The 17,662-nt window shown below is 61.3% G+C and carries 14 protein-coding genes and 1 other RNA gene; 6 read left to right on the top strand and 9 right to left on the bottom strand.

What is annotated here, in order from left to right:
- Window positions 1-26 precede the first annotated feature (26 nt).
- The 5 genes from FIU91_RS12115 to FIU91_RS12095 form a co-directional block, all read right to left on the bottom strand.
- The gene (locus FIU91_RS12115; RefSeq protein ID WP_172975001.1) at window positions 27-1,247 is read right to left on the bottom strand and encodes a glycosyltransferase family 4 protein; all 1,221 of its coding nucleotides are present in this window, start codon (window positions 1,245-1,247) and stop codon (window positions 27-29) included.
- The gene (locus FIU91_RS12110; protein WP_152462643.1) at window positions 1,247-2,506 is read right to left on the bottom strand and encodes an O-antigen ligase family protein; all 1,260 of its coding nucleotides are present in this window, start codon (window positions 2,504-2,506) and stop codon (window positions 1,247-1,249) included. The genes FIU91_RS12115 and FIU91_RS12110 overlap by 1 nt, the downstream gene beginning before the upstream one ends.
- Window positions 2,507-2,608: 102 nt before the next feature.
- Window positions 2,609-4,573 (bottom strand): AAA family ATPase, encoded by a 1,965-nt coding sequence (locus FIU91_RS12105; protein ID WP_172975000.1) that lies wholly within the window; start codon window positions 4,571-4,573, stop codon window positions 2,609-2,611.
- Window positions 4,574-5,162: 589 nt separating this feature from the next.
- The gene (locus FIU91_RS12100) at window positions 5,163-6,503 is read right to left on the bottom strand and encodes a lipopolysaccharide biosynthesis protein (protein WP_152462641.1); all 1,341 of its coding nucleotides are present in this window, start codon (window positions 6,501-6,503) and stop codon (window positions 5,163-5,165) included.
- A 1-nt stretch (window position 6,504) separates the two neighbouring features.
- Complete coding sequence (locus FIU91_RS12095) at window positions 6,505-7,695, bottom strand: glycosyltransferase family 4 protein (RefSeq protein ID WP_152462640.1); 1,191 nt, start codon at window positions 7,693-7,695, stop codon at window positions 6,505-6,507.
- Window positions 7,696-8,339: 644 nt separating this feature from the next.
- Here FIU91_RS12095 and FIU91_RS12090 point away from each other — a divergent pair.
- From FIU91_RS12090 to asnB, 5 genes are all read left to right on the top strand, one after another.
- Window positions 8,340-8,972 (top strand): sugar transferase, encoded by a 633-nt coding sequence (locus FIU91_RS12090; RefSeq protein ID WP_152462639.1) that lies wholly within the window; start codon window positions 8,340-8,342, stop codon window positions 8,970-8,972.
- The gene (locus FIU91_RS12085; RefSeq protein WP_152462638.1) at window positions 8,969-9,655 is read left to right on the top strand and encodes a PIG-L deacetylase family protein; all 687 of its coding nucleotides are present in this window, start codon (window positions 8,969-8,971) and stop codon (window positions 9,653-9,655) included. The genes FIU91_RS12090 and FIU91_RS12085 overlap by 4 nt, the downstream gene beginning before the upstream one ends.
- Window positions 9,656-9,689: 34 nt before the next feature.
- The gene (locus tag FIU91_RS12080; protein ID WP_152462637.1) at window positions 9,690-11,039 is read left to right on the top strand and encodes a UDP-glucose/GDP-mannose dehydrogenase family protein; all 1,350 of its coding nucleotides are present in this window, start codon (window positions 9,690-9,692) and stop codon (window positions 11,037-11,039) included.
- A 154-nt stretch (window positions 11,040-11,193) separates the two neighbouring features.
- On the top strand, window positions 11,194-12,276 hold the full coding sequence (locus tag FIU91_RS12075) for a glycosyltransferase (RefSeq protein ID WP_152462636.1): 1,083 nt from the start codon (window positions 11,194-11,196) through the stop codon (window positions 12,274-12,276).
- Window positions 12,277-12,288: 12 nt separating this feature from the next.
- Window positions 12,289-14,286 carry an asparagine synthase (glutamine-hydrolyzing) gene (gene asnB / locus FIU91_RS12070; protein ID WP_152462635.1) on the top strand — a complete coding sequence of 666 codons (1,998 nt, stop codon included), beginning with the start codon at window positions 12,289-12,291 and terminating at the stop codon, window positions 14,284-14,286.
- A gap of 46 nt (window positions 14,287-14,332) precedes the next feature.
- Here asnB and FIU91_RS12065 read toward each other — a convergent pair whose 3' ends face one another.
- From FIU91_RS12065 to FIU91_RS12050, 4 genes are all read right to left on the bottom strand, one after another.
- The gene (locus FIU91_RS12065; protein WP_172974999.1) at window positions 14,333-15,640 is read right to left on the bottom strand and encodes a polysaccharide biosynthesis/export family protein; all 1,308 of its coding nucleotides are present in this window, start codon (window positions 15,638-15,640) and stop codon (window positions 14,333-14,335) included.
- 251 nt (window positions 15,641-15,891) lie between these two features.
- Window positions 15,892-16,247: a transfer-messenger RNA gene (ssrA, locus tag FIU91_RS12060) on the bottom strand.
- Window positions 16,248-16,377: 130 nt separating this feature from the next.
- Window positions 16,378-16,608 carry an N-(5'-phosphoribosyl)anthranilate isomerase gene (locus tag FIU91_RS12055; protein ID WP_093010094.1) on the bottom strand — a complete coding sequence of 77 codons (231 nt, stop codon included), beginning with the start codon at window positions 16,606-16,608 and terminating at the stop codon, window positions 16,378-16,380.
- Between the two features lie 40 nt (window positions 16,609-16,648).
- Entirely contained in the window at window positions 16,649-17,002 is a 354-nt protein-coding gene (locus tag FIU91_RS12050; protein ID WP_093010093.1) for a DUF4345 family protein, read from the bottom strand.
- A gap of 122 nt (window positions 17,003-17,124) precedes the next feature.
- On the opposite strand from FIU91_RS12050, the gene FIU91_RS12045 reads away from it, so the two are divergent.
- Window positions 17,125-17,640, top strand: a complete 516-nt coding sequence (locus FIU91_RS12045; RefSeq protein ID WP_152462633.1) for a DinB family protein — start codon at window positions 17,125-17,127, stop codon at window positions 17,638-17,640.
- The last annotated feature ends 22 nt before the right edge of the window (window positions 17,641-17,662 follow it).

Genomic DNA, 17,662 nt, shown 5'->3' with positions numbered 1-17,662 from the left:
CCCGATACATGCCGAAGCATGAGCGATCAGGGCGTACCGCTTCCGATATACGCGACTCTACGCTTTCCGTCACCGGTCGGTCTGACAAGCGACCGGTAGACTGAAGAGACCTTCGAGACATGCGCCTCGACCGTCAGGGCGCGGGCGAACCCCTTCGCCGCCGATGTGATCCGGCGACGTGTTTTTGGTTCGTCCAAAATAGTGCGGATCGCCGGCACGAAGGCCGCGGGCTCAGTCGGATCAACCAGAAATCCGGTTTGCCCATCCTGGATCGCTTCGATATTTCCGCCGTGTTGCGTCGCGACCACCGGCGTTCCGACATGCATCGCTTCGATCAAGGTCCGGCCGAAGGGCTCATCCAGGGCGGTGACCGCCAGCACGTCCACACCCGCGATCAGCGGATCGACCGGTGTCCTATGTCCCATCAGATGCAGACATCCGGTCATCCCTAGCGTGTCGACGAGCTTTCGGCACTCAGCCTCGATCCCGAGCCCTTCGACCTGATCTTTCCCGAATATGAGGCCGTGCACTGGCCGATCCGAGATCATCTTCCGCACTGCGTCCACGACGCGAACGAAATGTTCGGGTCGCTTGCGCGAGATCAACGACCCGAAATATCCGATCAGACAGGCATTCTCTTCCGCGCCAATCTCTTGCAGGAGCGTTTGGCGCGCAGCCTGGCGATCAGGCACGTCTGATGACAACGTGAACGGGCTGCGGACCACTTCGAAGCGCTTCGAGATATCAAGAACTGGCTTTGAAGGTCGTGAGAACTCCGAGACAGAAAAGATATGATCTGCGAAAAGTGGCGCGACGAGATTCACGCCCCTGGCGTCCGGGGCCTGGCGATGGTGCCAGATGAAACGCGCTCCGGCGAGTTTTGCAGGTAGCGCCCAGCTCGCGTGCATCCCGCCATCATTGGTATGAACGATGTCGATCCGTTCTTTCCGCAGTAGCCGCACCAACGCGGGCAACGAGCGTCTCAGATAGCCTTGCAATGACGCATTGTCTGCGTTCCGCATCAGGCGACCGGCCATGACAGGCGGCCGTTCCATGCGAAGGATTGGCAAGTCCATCTCGGCCACCATGTCGCCCAGCACTCCCGGGGCCCCATGCAGAAGCACGAGCGGCGAAAACTCTCGGCGGTCGAGCCCGGCTGCGAGAGTAAGCGAAGACGTATGGCTGCCCCCGATCGCATCACCATCCTGATAGGGAAACAGCACACGGATGCAGTTTTGCTGATCCATTATCGACTCCTTTGTCGCTTGTCCAAAGACGCGGCTGCCAATGCGAGCGCCAAAATGAGGGGAACGGCCCAGAAGCGCGCGTAGAAGTGCGTAAAGGTGTTCAGGGTGAACGCGTAGATCAGCGTGATCGTCAATGCGATCAAGCCTTGCGTCCGCGCATTCGCGGTAAAAACTGCCAGCCATGCGACACTGACTCCCGTCAGGAGCAACAGGAGCAATCCGATAAGAGCGAGTAATCCTCCCTCTGTGAGAAGCAACAGATAGGAGTTGTGAACCGGGGTGCTGTGAGCGCTTACCGTTCGATACTGATCCGCACCGAGCCCGACCACCAGTGTGTCGCGGGCGACGTGAAGGGCCTCTCGGATCAGGTAGTATCGATCTTCGAATGTGCCGGCCTGATTTACGTCGCCGGAAGTGAGTGCATTCAGGACGCGCTCGCGGAACACATCGGGCAGAATGATGTCGCCTGCACAGATGGTCGTGACCACGACCGCCGCGACCGCCGCGGCTGCTCCGAAAAGAAATTTTGCCGAGCCACTGAATACGACGGTTACGAGAATGCCGAAGGTCGTGAGGATCAGGCCGGTATTGGACCCTGTCAGTGTGATCCCGTAAAGCAGGACCGGAAGGCAAAAGGACGCGATACTCCCGCGGATTTCCCTTAGGAGCGCGAGATTGAGAACCATAACAATGCCTATCGCTCCAAGAGCCGCAGCCTCGTTCGTACGCTCGACCAGCGAACGCAAACGTCCGCTGCCGGATACGAACCGCGGGTCCGGATTGGGGACGAAATGCACGACGTATGCGCCGAAGACCATGATCACCGTGATAGAGAGGACCAGCACCTTCATCAGTGCGACGGTTTCGGGATAGGGTCGGCCAGCCAAAATGTAGACCAGAACGACGAGCGTGAAGACGTATTGCGACAGGATCACCATCAGCGAACTCATGTCGCCGTTGATGATCGAGCCAAACGTCAGCCCGGCCGCCAACGCCAGGACGCCCGCCAGCCAGAGCGAAGTGACAATGCCAAAAGGTGCCCTAGGCAGGCGCCCTCGCAACAGCATCACGAAGAGCGTTGCGCAGGCGGCAAGGTCCGCGAGCGTCAGATACACCTGATCGAGCCGGAAGTAGTTCATTGGCGACAAGAAAACTGCCAACGCCGCCAGCTTTGCATCGAGGCTCCGCAGAGCGTCGATCGTCCGAGTGCGTCCCGGGCTGCGATTGGCGCTATGCACGGGAATAGACACGCCGGTCATCAGGCTCCACCATGTTTCTGGGACGTCGGTACGGACGCATCAGCGTCGCGGAGCGACAATGCCGCCATCCTCCGAGAGATCCGCGCGGGCGGAATCTTCCGGCTAAGCCTTGTCTGGCAAAGTCTTCCCATAAGCAGAACTTCCGAGATAGCCGCCGGTGTGGTAACGAAGCTGCTTGCGTGGATCCACGTCATTCAGGATGGTGCCGAAGACATGGGCGCCGCTCCTGTTCAGCCTGGCATGCGTTTCACGCAATTCGTCGGATTTCGTGCGGCCCCAGCGAACCACGACCAGAACTGCGTCGGCCAGGGAGCCGAACCGGCATGCATCGTTTAGGACCAGGACGGGCGGCGTGTCTATGACGATCAAATCGTACTGCGTCCGCAAATGCGGAAAGAGCTTGGCTTTCACCTCCATGAGAAGATGAGGATTTAGGCGGCCCTGAGCGCCGACAGTGACAAGATCGAGACCCTCCGCCAACCGTCGAGGCTGTTCATCGGCGCCGACCTCCGAGTGCTCCTCAGAGGCGTGCCTCATGATAGGCGGTTCTCCAAGCTCGGGCGGGTCCTCCTCTTTGTCGATATTGTCGATTTTATCGACCATCCACTGAAGCGACATCGACGCTCGTTTATCACCGGCAAGCTCCGTGACGCCTTGGTCGTGAACGTCTAGGTCCAAGACAAGAACGCGCAAGCCATCCCGCGCCGCAGATCCCGCCAATGAAAGTGCAACGGTGGATTTGCCTTCATTGGGAAGGCTCGACGTGACCATGATTACTTTCGAGCGGCTTGTGCGATAGACGTTCAGCCACAATGTCAAAATTCCGCGCAGACCTTCGTTAAAGACCGACCGTGGATCGGTCGACAGGAACTGCAACGGCGTCGGTTTGCGCCGCATGATGCCTCGGCGCGGGATGCGCGCAACCGAGCCGACATTCGTCAGGCCAGTAAGCCGCTTGATGTCCATTTCGGACCAGACACGCCGATTCAAAGCCTCGAAGAGCAGCGATGCCACGAAGGCAAGGATAACCGCCGCTAGGAAGCTCAGTGCCAACGCAACCTTCGTATTTGGCCAGTCTGCTTCAACGGGAACGCGAGCCTCGGTCACGTGCCGCGCCGAGCGCGGCACGAAGTCGAGTTGGGTTTCGAGCTCGTAAAGACGGGAGATCGCTTGCTGATAGCGGGTTTGCTCGAGCTCCAGAGCGCGCTCCATACCGCCGAGAGACAAGCTTGCAGATGTATGCCTCCGCAGGCGGTCCTCGGCCTCGACCAAATCGGCTTCGCTACGCCGAACTTCCGCGGATCGGCCCGGGTCGCCTGCAATTGTCGTAAGCAGTGTCTGCAACCGCATCTGTTCTGCGACGAGCCGATTCAGGCGGGTCGGGTCATCGAGATTGTTTTCACGCACAAAGTCGGCAATCTTCATCTCCATCGCACCGACATCGGCGGACATCTCTTCGACGCGGGCCTCAAGAAACGTGACGGACCGCTGGATCTCGGATCGCCGTTCCGACGTCGTGCGCTGGATGTATGTTTCCGCGACGCCATTGGCGATGGCGGCCGTAAGCTCGGGGTCCGCAGTCTCTGCGACAATCTCGATAGCCAGACTTTCACCCGAGCGGGACACCGAATAGCTTGCCAGAAGCTTGTCGATCAGCTCGGCCTGCCGCTCCGCCTCTGAGATCGGTGGAGCATCGGCAGCCCGTGCGAAAGCCGGCTCGTCATCGAGCGACAGACGCTCTGCGAGACTTGCTGCGAATTCGCGAGATCTCAGAACATCCAATTCTGTCTCGACGATCGAGCGCGACAAGTCGAATGATTCAAGCTGTGCCAAGGCTCGGTCTATGCGCGTTTCCTGCTGCGTCAGCACGAGCATGGCGCGAGTGACAAAGCGTTCCTCCACCGTGCTCAGATAATAAAGTGCGGCAGACATGACGGCCAAAACAATGAACACGGCGATCTTTGCTTGACGCCGAAGGATGACCAACAACTCCGCAACGCCTATCCGTTCATCGGACGATTGCGACGACTCGATCATCATGGGTGTGAAGCTTTCCTGCGCGGTCATCCGCAGATCTCCAGTCCGATGGTCAAACATCTGCTACGGTCGGCCGCCCAGGACCGCTGACGGGATCGGGTCGCCGGCCACCTCGTCAATCGCGTGGCGCCTGCATCTCGACCGCCGGGTTCGGCGGCCGGCACGGCAAAATGAAAAGCTGCATTCAAAACCCGAACGGCCTTGGCACAGCGAATGCACGGGAATGAACGATCGAACGGGCGAGAACACGGAAGGTCAACGCTCGCCACAAAGGTGTCGATGCGTTGCATGAATCCAGGAAAAGCTCCTTTGATTTGTAGCATAACCACGGAAAACATTTGGATAAAATCGGCAGACAATATCTGAACCCAAAGCACGATAGCCCGAAAGCAGAAGACCTGAGAACCGACCTTTCGGATAGCCTCCCCCTTCATCAGGGCTAGACGCTCGTGCCGGGCGGGCGGGAATTTGTATCTTTCGGGTGGATGACCTCGAGGGGCATCTAGGATCGAGCGGTCGTCGTGATCGCAGGAATGGCTTTGTCGCGGGGCAGGTACCGACCCGGCTGTTTCCGGTGACAGGCCGGTGGCGAGCCCGGACAAGACCCCATTCACCCGCCTCATGCCGCGGCCCGTTCTTTCCGGGCTTGCCGGAAGAAGAGCCACATGCAGCCGCAAAACCAGAACACGCTGAAGAGCACATGACAGCCCATCGCGCCAAGCGCACCGGCGAGCAAAACTGCCGGGGCGAAAGCCGCGGCAAAGCCGATGGTCACGAGAATGGCGAGTATCATCAGTTCGCGGTCCAGGCCCATGCTCAGAAGGGCAGGGAGGAAGGAAACGCCGGCGAGGTTTATCACGATTGCCACCAGTTGCAGCTGCACAATGGGCACGGCATCCAGAAACTCGACGCCGAACAAGGTCCGAACGATGAAGGGAATGAGCAAAGCAAGCGGTACAAACACGATCGCGACGATCGCCAGCGTCGTCCGTGTGATGAACCAGATCAGTTTGTCGAACTGGGCGCGTTCCCCGCGTACCCACATCCTGGCGAGTTCGGGGAACAGCACCTGCGTCAAGGTCCGGCCAAAACGCTGCACCGCTTTCCCGGAGCGCTTCGCGACCTGATAGAAGCCGACGATGGTCGGACTGACGAACAGGCCCAGGGCGAGGACGTCGAAGCGGGTCACCGCTTGACGCAGGACTTGGCTGGCATTGGTGTTGAACAGGAAGCCGATGAACCGCGGATTCTCCGCCAGGGCCTGCCGCACCGATCCGGAGCGGAGCCGCGGGTATCCGCGTCGACGCATCTCTCGAAGGGATAGAAAAAAGACCACCAGCCCATCCGCCACGCCCTGCAGGAACAGAAGTGTGACGAACGCCCAGATGCCGAGATCGAGGGCCAGCGCGACAAGCGCCACGACAAGCCGTCCGATCGCGATGCCGGTATCGCTTATCGCAAGGAGGTCGAACCTGTCGAACATCCGCAATATGGCGATGCCAGTCGGCCGGAACGAGAAGAACAGCGATGCTGCGGCCAGAAGGATATAGCGATAGCCGTCACCGCCAAGATCGAACCATGTGGAGGCCCAGTATCCCAACAGGATGGCGATAACACCTGACAGACAACCGCCGACAAGGTCGATGACGATGGATAATTTCACGAGGCGCGAAAAGGCTTCACGATCGTCGGCTTCGAGCATCCGCGCTGCGTATTTGATGACGGCTTGTGTCGGCGGCCATCTGACGATCAGATCCACCGAACGAATATAGGCCTCCACCAACGCGAGGATTCCCACCCCGGCGGGACCAAGCGCGCGTGCCGTGACCGCCAGGGTGATGACCCCCAGAACCCCGATCGTCGTGGAACTGACCACAAGGATGCCGGTGTTGCGCATGATGCGGGAGATCACGTCGTCGAATTGGACCAATCGCCGGACGCTTCTTGCGATACCGCTCATCTCAGGCGACCTTCGTGGCACGCGGCGCCCGGTTTCGATGAACCCGCGAAAGACCCATCTCGGCGATCAGGTGCGCGTTCACCGCGTGTATGTCGAAGGCCTGCTCCGCCCGCTTCCGCGCCTGCCTGCCCATTGACGCGACGCTCTCGGGAGCGTCCAGAAAACGCCGCATCCGGTCCGTCAGCGCATCCGTATCGCGCGGTGGCACAAAATAGCCCGACACACCGTCTTCGATGGTATCTCCACAGCCCGGCAAATTCGTGGTGATCACTGGCCGGCCCTTTGACATCGCCTCGAGGATCGAGCGGGGAACGCCCTCGCGGTAATAGGAAGGAAGGACAAAGACCGACGCCGCGTCGAGGAAAGGGCGAACATCGCTGGTCTCGCCGCAATACTCGACCGCGCCCGATTGCCGCCAAGTTGCGACTTCTTCGGGCCCGATACCGTCCGGATTGGGATCCAGCGGTCCCACGATCCGAAATCGCGCCTCAGGCCAGTCCTCCCTCAGCCGTCTCGCTGCCTCAACGTATTCCCGGACCCCCTTGGCGGCCAACAGCCGTGCGATCAGCAGGAAACGGGGCGCACCCTCGGGCAGGGGGCTCTGAGCGAACCGATCTAGGTTCACGCCTGTCCCCGCCACCCGGATCAGCGGTGTGTGCCGATCGATCATCCGAAGTTGGCGGATCTCGGCCTCGTCCGCGCCGTTGTAGACAAAGACACGGTTCACGCCCCTGAGCCCGCGACGATAGAGCCAGGTGGACAAGCCGCGCAGGATCCTGGCCTTGCCGCGCGGTTCGGGGTCGGCGAAGACGTGGCCGAGGCCCGTCATGAGCGCGTACCGTTCCGGGATACGCAGCAAACGTGCGGCGATGCCGCCGTAGATGACGGGTTTCATCGTGTAGCTGATGACGACATCCGGACGCAGCTGACGCAATTTGGTGAACAAACGAATGAGAAGTGACACGTCGGCAAATGGATTGGTGCCCGTCCGTGCCATCTCGACAACTTCGAAGGCGCATCCTTCGCGTGCGAGGATCCGCCGGACCTGGTCGTCGTCTTCAGGTGCAAAGGCCGTAACGGAATGTCCTTCGGCGATCATCGCCCGGATGAGGTCGAGCCGGAAACGCACCAGGCTCTGCGCGTAGCTGCTGATCAGAGCGATGGACTTGGCTCGGGACGTAACCGACCTCATCGTGCCGACATCTTCTTTGCAGGACTCGGACCGGGCATGGGCGAGACGACGTTTGTCTCGTCCAATGTTTGCTGAACGGGCATGCGCCGTGGCGTGCAAGCTCCAACTTCAGACTGATAAGCCGAAATTTGCGAGAGGCTCGCTGCAGTTCTCGGTTGGAAGTGCGCGCGCACGGTCCGGGACAGATCGACAAGAACAAGGTTATGCGTCACGCGGTTCTTCCTTGGTATCGCCTTGATACTGGCCGCACGATGGCCCTGCGTAAGTCCCGGCACGGGCCAGACGCGGGCCAGACGCTCACAAGTATGGCGAAAGTCCGGTGTAGCGCGCTCTAAATCAATTCAACTTCCGACACGGGTTTAACCGATGAGTATCGGGCTTTACTCCCTTCGGGTGAGGATTGCCCTCAAAGCGTGGCCCGAGCCGACCCGACCAATCCACTTTTGCGCGCCACCTCTGCCAGGTTGACTGCCTGTTTTCGCGTCGTTTCGATGTCGAGCCGCCGGACCGCGATGATCGCTCCATCCCGGAGCGTGCTTCGTTTGGCACCGATCCGGACCGAAAGGGCTAGTCTTCTACCGAGACGGCCAATTGTTCCATTCGGCACCGCCGGTAGCTTCGGATCGACCGCATGCGGAGATCCGATGCCGAGATTGCTTGAGATATTTCTGACACTTGCCTTGTCGGTCGTGGCTCTGCCTCTCGGCTGCCTCGTCGCTTTGCTTGTCTGGGCGGGGCTCGGCCGCCCGATCTTTTTCCGGCAGGTCCGATCGGGACAAGGCGGTCGCCGGATCGTCATCTCGAAATTCCGCTCGATGAACGAGGACCGCGACGAAAGCGACGCCCTCTTGCCGGACGAGGCGCGTACCAACGCCATCGGCCGTATGCTCCGCCGGTTCCGGCTCGACGAGATCCCGCAGCTGCTGGCGATCCTGCGCGGCGATCTCGCCCTCGTGGGGCCGCGGCCATTACTGCCCGAAACGTTGCGCGCTTTCGGTAACGACGCCGTTCTCCGAGGACGTGTCCGCCCGGGCATGACTGGCTGGGCGCAGGTCAGTGGCAACAGCCGCCTGACGGATGCCGAGAAGGTCGCGCTCGATCTGTGGTACGTGGATCATCGCAGCGCCGCTTTGGATATGTCCATCCTGGGGCTGACGGTCGTCACTCTTTTGCGCGGAGAGGCCAGGGCCGAGGCCCGGATCCGTGCCGCCGCCGACGTTCTGCGCAGACGCGCTGTCGAGGCGCCACCTTCCAGCCTATCGCCGGGCCGGCCATGATCTTCGAGACTGCCCAAACTGGCCCGGTCCTGGTGATCGCTCCGCATCCTGACGATGAGGTTCTGGGCGTCGGCGGCACGATTGCGCGGCTGACTGAAAAAGGGCGCGAAGTCCACGTGTGCATCGCGACGCGCGGCCGCGCCAAGCGGTTCGGTCGGGATCAGGTCGAGACCGTCAAGGCAGAGGCTGCGGCCGCCCACGACATCCTTGGCATTCATCAGACGCACTGGCTGGACCACGCGGCGGCAGAACTGGATACGGAGCCGCACGGTGCGCTCAATCGCAGCCTTGCGGACCTTGTCTGCCGCATCGGCGCGCAGGTTCTGTTCTTGCCGCACCCAGGCGACATCCATCTCGACCATCAGCTGGTGTTCCTGTCCGCCATGGTCGCCTCCAGACCGGCGCAGCAGGAATATCCTGCGGCCATCTACGTCTATGAAACCTTGTCTGAAACCAATTGGAACGCGCCTTATCTGACGCCGCCCTTCACGCCGAACACGTTCGTCGATATCGGCGATACCCTTCAGACCAAGCTCGATGCTTTCGCGGCCTTCGCCAGCCAGGTCCGTGCGAGCCCCGCGGAACGCTCCATCGACGCGCTGCGCGCGCTGGCGACCTTGCGCGGCGCCACCGTCCACCGGAAGGCCGCGGAAGGCTTCGTGGCAGTCCGGCAATGCTATTGAACGTATTTTGAGAACCTAACAAAGGATTGGACTTATGCGTATCGCGATGATTGGAACCGGATATGTGGGCCTCGTCTCCGGCGTCTGCCTGTCGGATTTCGGGCATACAGTGACATGCGTCGATACCGACGCGGCAAAGATTGACCGGTTGCGCGCTGGGCAGGTGCCCATCTACGAGCCCGGGCTCGACCAACTCATGGTCCGCAACGCCGAGGCGGGCCGGCTGCGCTTCACAACGGACCTGGCCGAAGCGCTGGAAGGCGCAGATGCGGCGTTCATCGCGGTCGGCACGCCGTCCCGCCGCGGAGACGGGCAGGCCGATCTGTCCTACGTGATGGCCGCGGCGCGGGATGTGGCGCGTCTTGCTCACGACGGTCTGGTCATCGTCGTCAAATCCACGGTCCCCGTCGGAACCAATGCGCGCGTCGCCGCAGAAATCGCGGCCACCGCCCCGGATCTGTCGTTCGACATCGTGTCGAACCCGGAGTTTCTGCGCGAGGGGGCAGCCATCGAGGACTTCATGAAACCGGATCGGGTCGTTTTCGGCTGCAAGTCCGAGCGCGCGGCAGGTGTCATGCGGGACATCTATCGCCCGCTTTTCCTGAGATCCTTTCCCATCGTCGAGACCGATCTCGAGTCTGCGGAGATGATCAAGTACGCGGCCAATGCGTTTCTCGCGACGAAGATCACCTTCATCAACGAGATCGCGGCCCTGTGCGAACGGATCGGCGCCGACGTGCGCGAAGTCTCCCGAGGGATCGGCCTGGACGGACGCATCGGTCCGAAATTCCTCCATGCCGGACCGGGCTATGGCGGATCGTGCTTCCCAAAGGATACGCGCGCCCTGGCTCGCACCGCGCAGGAAGTCGGAATACCGCTGCAGATCGTGGAAGCTGTCATCGGCTCCAACGAGACGGCAAAGCGGCGCGCGGTCGAGAAGATCTTCGAGCTGTGCGACGACAGCGTGGCGAACAAGACCATCGCGGTCTTGGGCGTGACCTTCAAGCCAGGCACGGACGATATGCGTGAGGCCCCCGCCCTGACAATCGTTCCCGCGCTGATCGGGGCGGGAGCGCATGTCCGCGTCGTCGATCCCAAGGGACGCGTCGAAGGCGCCGCGCTGCTGCCGTCCGTCACATGGGAGGACGATGCCTATGCTGCCGCAGCGGATGCGGATGCCGTTGTGCTACTGACCGAATGGAACGCTTTCCGCGCGCTGGATCTGGCAAGGCTGGCTGCAGGCATGCGCACGCGTCGCTTTGCCGATCTGCGCAACGTCTACCCAATCGACGCCCTGCGCGCCGCCGGCTTTGATCGGATCGTCGGCGTCGGGCGTCCAGGCTATGGCCAACGCGATGACGCGATTGTTCTGGCCGCGGAATGACAACCTTGAACGCGCAGAGCGTCACAGAGCGTGACTTTCGGAGGATCGCGTTGTTGCGCCTGAAGACCGGCGGCCAGCATGCCGGCACATTGCAGGCCCTCAGACATCGAATGGATTGAATGTGTCTTTCCACATCATAACGGATTTCTCGAGGATGGAAGGCGCTCAGGTGATGCTTGCGCGCCTCTTGCGGCAAGGCTTGGATCCCGATCCTGTCGTCGTGTCGCTCAGGGGGGTCTCCGACGACGCCAGAAAAAGGGCCGGCGGTCACGATATCCGCTACTATTCGCTCGGGATGACGGGACTTTCCCGTGTGCCGAACGGGCTGTGGACGCTTGCCCGCATCCTGCGGCGCGAGCGTCCCGAAGCGATCCTTTGCTGGATGTATCATGCCGCTTTGCTGGGTCTGCTCGCAGGGTTCCTTTTCGGCCCTCGGCCCCGCGTCTACTGGACGATCCGGCAATCGCTCGACGATCCGCAGGCGTTCGGACGAACGCTCCGTCTTACTGTCCGAGCGGCGTCGGTCTTCTCGCGGTTCTGCGATGGGATCATCTACAATTCCCGGCGCGCACTGGTCCAGCATGGAAAGGCCGGCTTTCACAACGACATTGCGGTCGTGATCCCGAATGGCATCGAGATGCCCGCGCACCCCAATCACAAGGCCCGCGTGCCGCGCGTGTTCGGAATCGCTGCGCGCCACCATGCGCAAAAGGATCACCCGACGTTCTTGCGGGCGGCAGCGCGCCTGCTTGGTCGCGTGCCGGATGCGAAATTCGTGGCAGCCGGGCACGGCATGACTTCCGAAAACCAAGAACTCGCGCAGCAAATACGAGCTGCCGATCTGGATCCTCAGAGCATCGAGCTGCTTGGGCCGCTGACCGATATGGACCCGTTTTACAGAGCGATCGATGTCTTGGTTCTGTCCTCGCGGACCGAGGGCTTTCCCAACGTCGTCGCGGAGGCCATGTCCTACGGAATACCTGTGGTGACAACGAATGTCGGAGACGCGGCGACCATCGTAGGGAATACGGGCGAAGCGGTGCCCCCCGGGGATGACCGGGCCGTCGCCGAGGCAATGGCAAGGATGTGCGGCCTCGAGCCCGCAGCTTATGCCGAACTCTCGCGGCGCGCAGCACGGCAAATCCGCGAAAACTACGAGCTGGCCGCAATCGCCGCGCGTTATCAATCCGTTCTGGATGCAGACAGGCTTGAAACGCCGGTCTGGCATCGGTGCTAGGGAGCCGGTTCAATGTGCGGGATAGCCGGTTTCATCACTTCAGCGCCCAATGAGTCGTCCAACGCCAAGGCGATCCTTGCGCGCATGACCGAAACCCTGAGCCATCGCGGCCCCGACGCCGATGGTCACTTCGTCGATCCCGGCGGCCGCGTGGCGCTCGGCCACCGCAGGTTGGCGATCATCGATTTGTCCGAAGCCGGCGCGCAGCCGATGCGCTCGGCCAGCGGCCGCTTCGAGATGGTCTATAACGGAGAGGTCTACGGCTTCGGCGGCATGCGCGACGCGCTGGCGGCGGAAGACGTGATCTTTCGGGGGAGCTCCGATACCGAGGTTCTTCTGAACGGTATCGAGAGATGGGGTATCGAACCGACGCTGCAGCGCGCGACCGGGATGTTTGCCTTCGCGGTTTTCGATCGCGCGACGAATTCGATAATTTTTGCGCGGGACAGGCTCGGCAAGAAGCCACTCTACATCGGATGCCGAGGCCGAACGACCGCCTTTGCCTCGGAGCTTAAGGCGATACGCGCGCACCCCGATTTTTCCGACCTTACGCCCGACCGCCGATCGGTCGCTCTCTATCTCCGCTACGGCTATGTGCCGGCACCTCGCTCGATCTACGAAGGCGTCGTGAAATTTCCAGCGGGTCATTGGGCGGCCATCCCCGTGGAGGCTTCCGTTTCCGATCCAGCCGACATTTTATCTTGCGCCCGCCCGTACTGGTCTCTCGAAGAGGTCATCGCGAAGGGGAGGGCCGATCCCTGCACAGATGCAGCGCAAGCCATTGAGCGTGTCGATGAGGTTCTGTCGCAAGCAACCGCGGAACGCCTCGTGTCGGATGTTCCGGTGGGTGCGTTCCTTTCGGGCGGAATTGACTCCAGCCTGATCGTGGCGCTGATGCAGGAACAGGCAAGCCATCGCGTGTCGACCTACACCGTCCGCTTCGACGACGACGCGATCAACGAGGCCGATGCGGCCGCCCATATCGCCAAGCATCTGGGAACCGCGCATCATGAACTGACCGCCTCGGCGGCAGACGCATTGGCGCTGGTATCGGACATGCCGGCGGTTTTCGATGAACCGTTTGCGGACCCGTCACAGCTTCCTACGCTGCTGATCTCGCGACTGATCCGCTCGGATGTCACGGTTGCCCTGTCGGGTGACGGTGGAGACGAGTCGTTCGGTGGGTATCAGCGGTACTGGGCCGCCGATACCTTCGAGCGGTATTCGCGTTTTCTGCCCAGAGCGTTTTTCCAAGCGGCCAACGGTGTGCCCTCGGCGCGTCTCGATACTGCCATTTCGATGGCCCGCGGAGTGTTGCCTGCCCGCGTCGGAAAACAGATCAGCACGGACAGGCTGAAGAAGCTGACACGTATTGCCGCTGAACCCTCGTTCCGGGCGCGCTATGGTCAGTCCTTCACGATGTGGTCGGACCACGATCTGGTCCCCGAGGCACGATTGGGACCGACGGGTCCATTTGAAGCCTGCAACACCACGGAGATGGATGACAGGGTGGCCGAGATGATGGCGCTCGATACGTCCATCTACCTGCCCGATGACGTCCTTGTGAAAGTCGATCGCGCGTCGATGGCCGCGTCTTTGGAGGTCCGGTCTCCGCTTCTCGACCACAGGGTGGTCGAATTGGCATGGTCCCTACCGAACAACCTGCGATTTGATGGCCGCGTCGGAAAGCTGGTTCTGCGGAGGCTGCTGGAACGACGCGTGCCTCTGGCCTTGTTCGACCGTCCCAAGCAAGGGTTCGGCATACCCATCGAAGACTGGATCCGCGGTCCGCTGCGCGATCTGGCGGCCGACGCGGTTTCACCCGAGAGATTGTCAGTGCTCAGTGTCGTCGATCCTGACCGCGCCGCAGCCAAGTTCGATGAACATGTGTCGGGGCGCCGCAATTGGGGACGACATCTCTGGACCCTGATCATGCTCGACGCCTGGCAGGATACCTGGCTCGGCACGCAAGACAGCAATCGTCACCAAAGACGGGAAGCGGTGTGTTGATCCCGCGTTTCCTGGCCTCTCGCCACCTCCACTCAGCCAATCCGACCTAGTTGCTCGTGGAATCGGCTGCCCGTCGCTGAACGCGCAAGATGTCGCCCGGTCCGATAGGGGTATCGCCGGTGACCTGCACTTCGGCCCCATCAGTTGTACCGCGCGTGATGAAGAACTCCGTAGAGAACTGCCTTTCGGACTGGGGAACGCCGACGCTGAAAAGGTCCAGCATGGAAACGAGCAGTTTTGAACGCTGCGCCCTGTCTTCCAGCTCCGCATTGACGCGCTGAAGTTCGGCGGTCACCTGGGTTAGAAGCTGGGTCTGGATTGAGACAATGTCCCGCTCAGCCTCCTTGATCCCTTGTTGCGCGCGAAAGATGCCGTTCTCCAGGTCGATATCCTGGCTCTCGAGCTCGAATATCGCGCGTTGCGCGTCGCGCAACTGGTCTGCACGTGCGAGACCACGGTCGCCGAGCTCGGCGAGGTTGTCGCTGACCTCCCGCGCCGTGAGGATCTGATCCGCCAGCCTTAAACGTTTTGTCTCAAGCTGGGAAATCTCTGTCGCCAGAAGGATTTTGAGCTCTTCAAGGCTCTGCCTTTCCAGAGCACGTGCTTCTTTCCGTGTCGCGAAAATCTCCGTCTCGTCCGAGATCAGGCGATCGAGCGCTTCGGACCCGTCCGGGTGGCGGAGCTCCACGTCGATCTCGAACGTATCCGCGCCGCGCAGCTCGGCGTTCAGGCGGTGTGCGAGAACCTGCAGGCGCACTTCCTCCCTGCGGATGCGCGAAAGGTCACCGGCATCCCGCATCACGCCGCGCAGATCATTGGATTCAGCTTCGCGCAGATATGGCGCACCGCCCGCCAGAGCGTAGGCTTGCATGACGCCCAGACCAGGGGTCGCTTCGAAGGCTCCGGGCCGTTCCACATCGCCGATCACGTAAAACGGACGGTAAGTCTCGATCTCGATCACGACAGAGGGCGTCTCGATCAATTGTACGCTTTCGTTCAGCTTGGCGGAAACTTCCTGGGACAGCTCATCGAGATCTTTGTCCAAGGTCGAGAAAGTCCCTGCCAGCGGAATGCTCAGCGTGCCGTTGCTCGAGATGGAGAAACTGCCGCTGACCGCATCCCATTCCACGAAGTCGAGCTCCTGATTGTCCCATCTGACGACGCGGACAGATAACCTGTCGCCCGGGCCCAACTGATAGGTTTCATCCTGCTCGGCTTGCGCCGGCGTCTGGATTGTCGCCAGAAGAAGAATTGAAACTGATATGACGAGCAGGCGCGCCACGCTTATTCTGAGCGCGCGCATTGAACTCTTCCAGAGCTCTGGGGTCATAGAAGCACCGGTCACGTGGTCCATGTCGCCGTCTCGTGTCATCATCGGTGTCACTCGCGTGGCTTGCCCGCCTTCGGCCAAGCTTCGTACGGAGCCACCCGGCTTGGCAAGTCAGTTCCGCGTCATTGCTCCCGTCTGATTTCGCGGCATTTTCCTGTCCGAAAGTGGAGCAAAAAGCTGAATTGGGTACAATCGCCGACGGCCGGAAAGACAGCTTAAGAAAATCCACGAGACACGCTGGTCCGGCGACAAGATAGGTACGGGCTAAAGAGGAAAATGCAGGCTTCTGTTGCCAGGTGCCTGCGAACCCCGCCAGCCCTGGCTAGAGGACTGGACTTAAGATTTCGGTCTTTCGCGCAGCATTAGGCTGCGAGAGCGACCGGAGCACGATTGTCGTTGGCAATTATGCTTAACGGACCGATTACGGTGGTACCTCACCGGGACAAAGCTACCCCTTTACACGTTCGTCGATCCTGTTTCGGCCCCAAATTCCCCCCAACGACGGGATGATTGGTGGAGCCGCCGGGTACCGCCCCCGGGTCCGATCCGCTTATTACGAGCGCGTTTATGCCCATAGTCCCGTTGCCGAGACAGGCGAAAGATAGGCGTTTCTGGCGCGCTTGCAAAGAGGCGCAGGCGAAATCTTCTCGAAGATTTTGCCGGTTTTCCGCACGCGGAAAACATGGCCTCTGTGACGGCGATGGTCTCTGGACACGAAATCCGCGTCGGATTTCAGTCCCGGTTTTGCGTGCGAAACCGGCCTAGACCAGCACGCGGACAGGCTCGTTGTTGCAAAATATGATGACTTGCCCGCCATTCTCTATCGCCCGGTAGCCACGCCGGCCAACTTCGGACAGAAGCCGCTCAAGGCCGGCGTAGCGGTCCACGTCGCGCCGCGCGCGGCGGATGACCTGACCGCGCATGGCGGATTTGCTCGAGAACACGCCTTCGATCCAAGCTTCGGGCGAGAGGGGGCCATAAAGTCCGGTCATGTCGTCACAAGACACGAGACCGATTAAGGTCAGGTAAATCTCAGAGCAGATTCACGATCACCAGCCATGCGCCGAACCCCGCTTCGCAGGCGAAGAAGATCCAGGCTTTTGGCTGCGGCGGCTTGTCGGCGAGGATCGAGACGATCCGCCCGGTGCCCGCGCCCAGATACGCGACGCCGGTCATGCCGTATGCCCAGGGGGCGCCGGACAAAAGCGCCACAAGGCCCAGCGCAACGAAAAGCCCGCCCGCCGAGGCGCGCAATTCGCTCATGCCCATCGTGCTGCCGCGAAAATCGAGATCGAGCACATCGGCCGTGTAGCGCGGCGCGAGAAGGCCGAATGCACCGAGCGCGATCGTCGCCAGCGCCAGGATGATGTTAATCGCGTCGACCATACCAGGGCTCCTTTCACTACCACTGCGTGAGCTAGTCTGGCCGCGCCCCGGGAAAAGCGCTCCGGCTTGCCAGTCACGCAGAAGGATGCTCGACTGCTCTCAATGGTGACGGAGGGACCGCCATGATCGACGCAAGTTTCACTGTCCAGATGGCGCGCTACAACGCCTGGCAAAACCGCCAGCTCAAGGCGATCTTCAAAGAGCGTGGCGAGGCGTGGCTGCGCGAGACGGGGCAGGGCTTCTTCGGCTCGATCTTTGCGACCGCCAACCACCTGTTATGGGCGGATACGATCTGGATGGCGCGCTTCACGCAGAGCCCCGCTCCGAAGGGCGGCATCGCGGAGAGCATCGCGTTCACCGATACGCTGCCCGATTGGGACATCGCGCGGTTCCGCATGGATGCGCGCATCCTCGACTGGGCGGAGAACCTGCGCTCGACCGAGCTTTTCGGTGATCTCGCATGGTATTCGGGCGCTCAGGGACGCGAGGTGTCGCGGCCGCGCGCGCTTTGCGTGGCCCACATGTTCAACCATCAGACCCATCACCGCGGCCAGATCCACGCAATGCTGACCGCGGCCGGTGCAACGGCACCGGTCTCGGACCTGGCCTTCATGCCCGAGGACGGGCCCGTGCTGTAACGCTGCGGGTTGCGCGCTAGCT

This window comes from Roseivivax sp. THAF30, assembly GCF_009363575.1.
In the GTDB taxonomy this organism is placed as follows: Bacteria; Pseudomonadota; Alphaproteobacteria; order Rhodobacterales; family Rhodobacteraceae; genus Roseivivax; species Roseivivax halotolerans.
This window is presented reverse-complemented; position numbering and strand designations above follow the sequence as displayed.

Excerpts from the sequence above, each read along its gene's own strand:
- FIU91_RS12095 (WP_152462640.1), bottom strand. The coding sequence starts at position 7,695 with ATGAGGTCGGTTACGTCCCGAGCCAAGTCCATCGCTCTGATCAGCAGC.
- FIU91_RS12090 (WP_152462639.1), top strand. The coding sequence starts at position 8,340 with ATGCCGAGATTGCTTGAGATATTTCTGACACTTGCCTTGTCGGTCGTG.
- FIU91_RS12075 (WP_152462636.1), top strand. The coding sequence starts at position 11,194 with ATGGAAGGCGCTCAGGTGATGCTTGCGCGCCTCTTGCGGCAAGGCTTG.
- FIU91_RS12045 (WP_152462633.1), top strand. The coding sequence starts at position 17,125 with ATGATCGACGCAAGTTTCACTGTCCAGATGGCGCGCTACAACGCCTGG.
- FIU91_RS12110 (WP_152462643.1), bottom strand. The coding sequence starts at position 2,506 with ATGACCGGCGTGTCTATTCCCGTGCATAGCGCCAATCGCAGCCCGGGA.
- FIU91_RS12100 (WP_152462641.1), bottom strand. The coding sequence starts at position 6,503 with ATGAGCGGTATCGCAAGAAGCGTCCGGCGATTGGTCCAATTCGACGAC.
- FIU91_RS12105 (WP_172975000.1), bottom strand. The coding sequence starts at position 4,573 with ATGACCGCGCAGGAAAGCTTCACACCCATGATGATCGAGTCGTCGCAA.
- FIU91_RS12115 (WP_172975001.1), bottom strand. The coding sequence starts at position 1,247 with ATGGATCAGCAAAACTGCATCCGTGTGCTGTTTCCCTATCAGGATGGT.
- FIU91_RS12085 (WP_152462638.1), top strand. The coding sequence starts at position 8,969 with ATGATCTTCGAGACTGCCCAAACTGGCCCGGTCCTGGTGATCGCTCCG.
- FIU91_RS12065 (WP_172974999.1), bottom strand. The coding sequence starts at position 15,640 with ATGGACCACGTGACCGGTGCTTCTATGACCCCAGAGCTCTGGAAGAGT.
- FIU91_RS12080 (WP_152462637.1), top strand. The coding sequence starts at position 9,690 with ATGCGTATCGCGATGATTGGAACCGGATATGTGGGCCTCGTCTCCGGC.
- FIU91_RS12055 (WP_093010094.1), bottom strand. The coding sequence starts at position 16,608 with ATGACCGGACTTTATGGCCCCCTCTCGCCCGAAGCTTGGATCGAAGGC.
- asnB (WP_152462635.1), top strand. The coding sequence starts at position 12,289 with ATGTGCGGGATAGCCGGTTTCATCACTTCAGCGCCCAATGAGTCGTCC.
- FIU91_RS12050 (WP_093010093.1), bottom strand. The coding sequence starts at position 17,002 with ATGGTCGACGCGATTAACATCATCCTGGCGCTGGCGACGATCGCGCTC.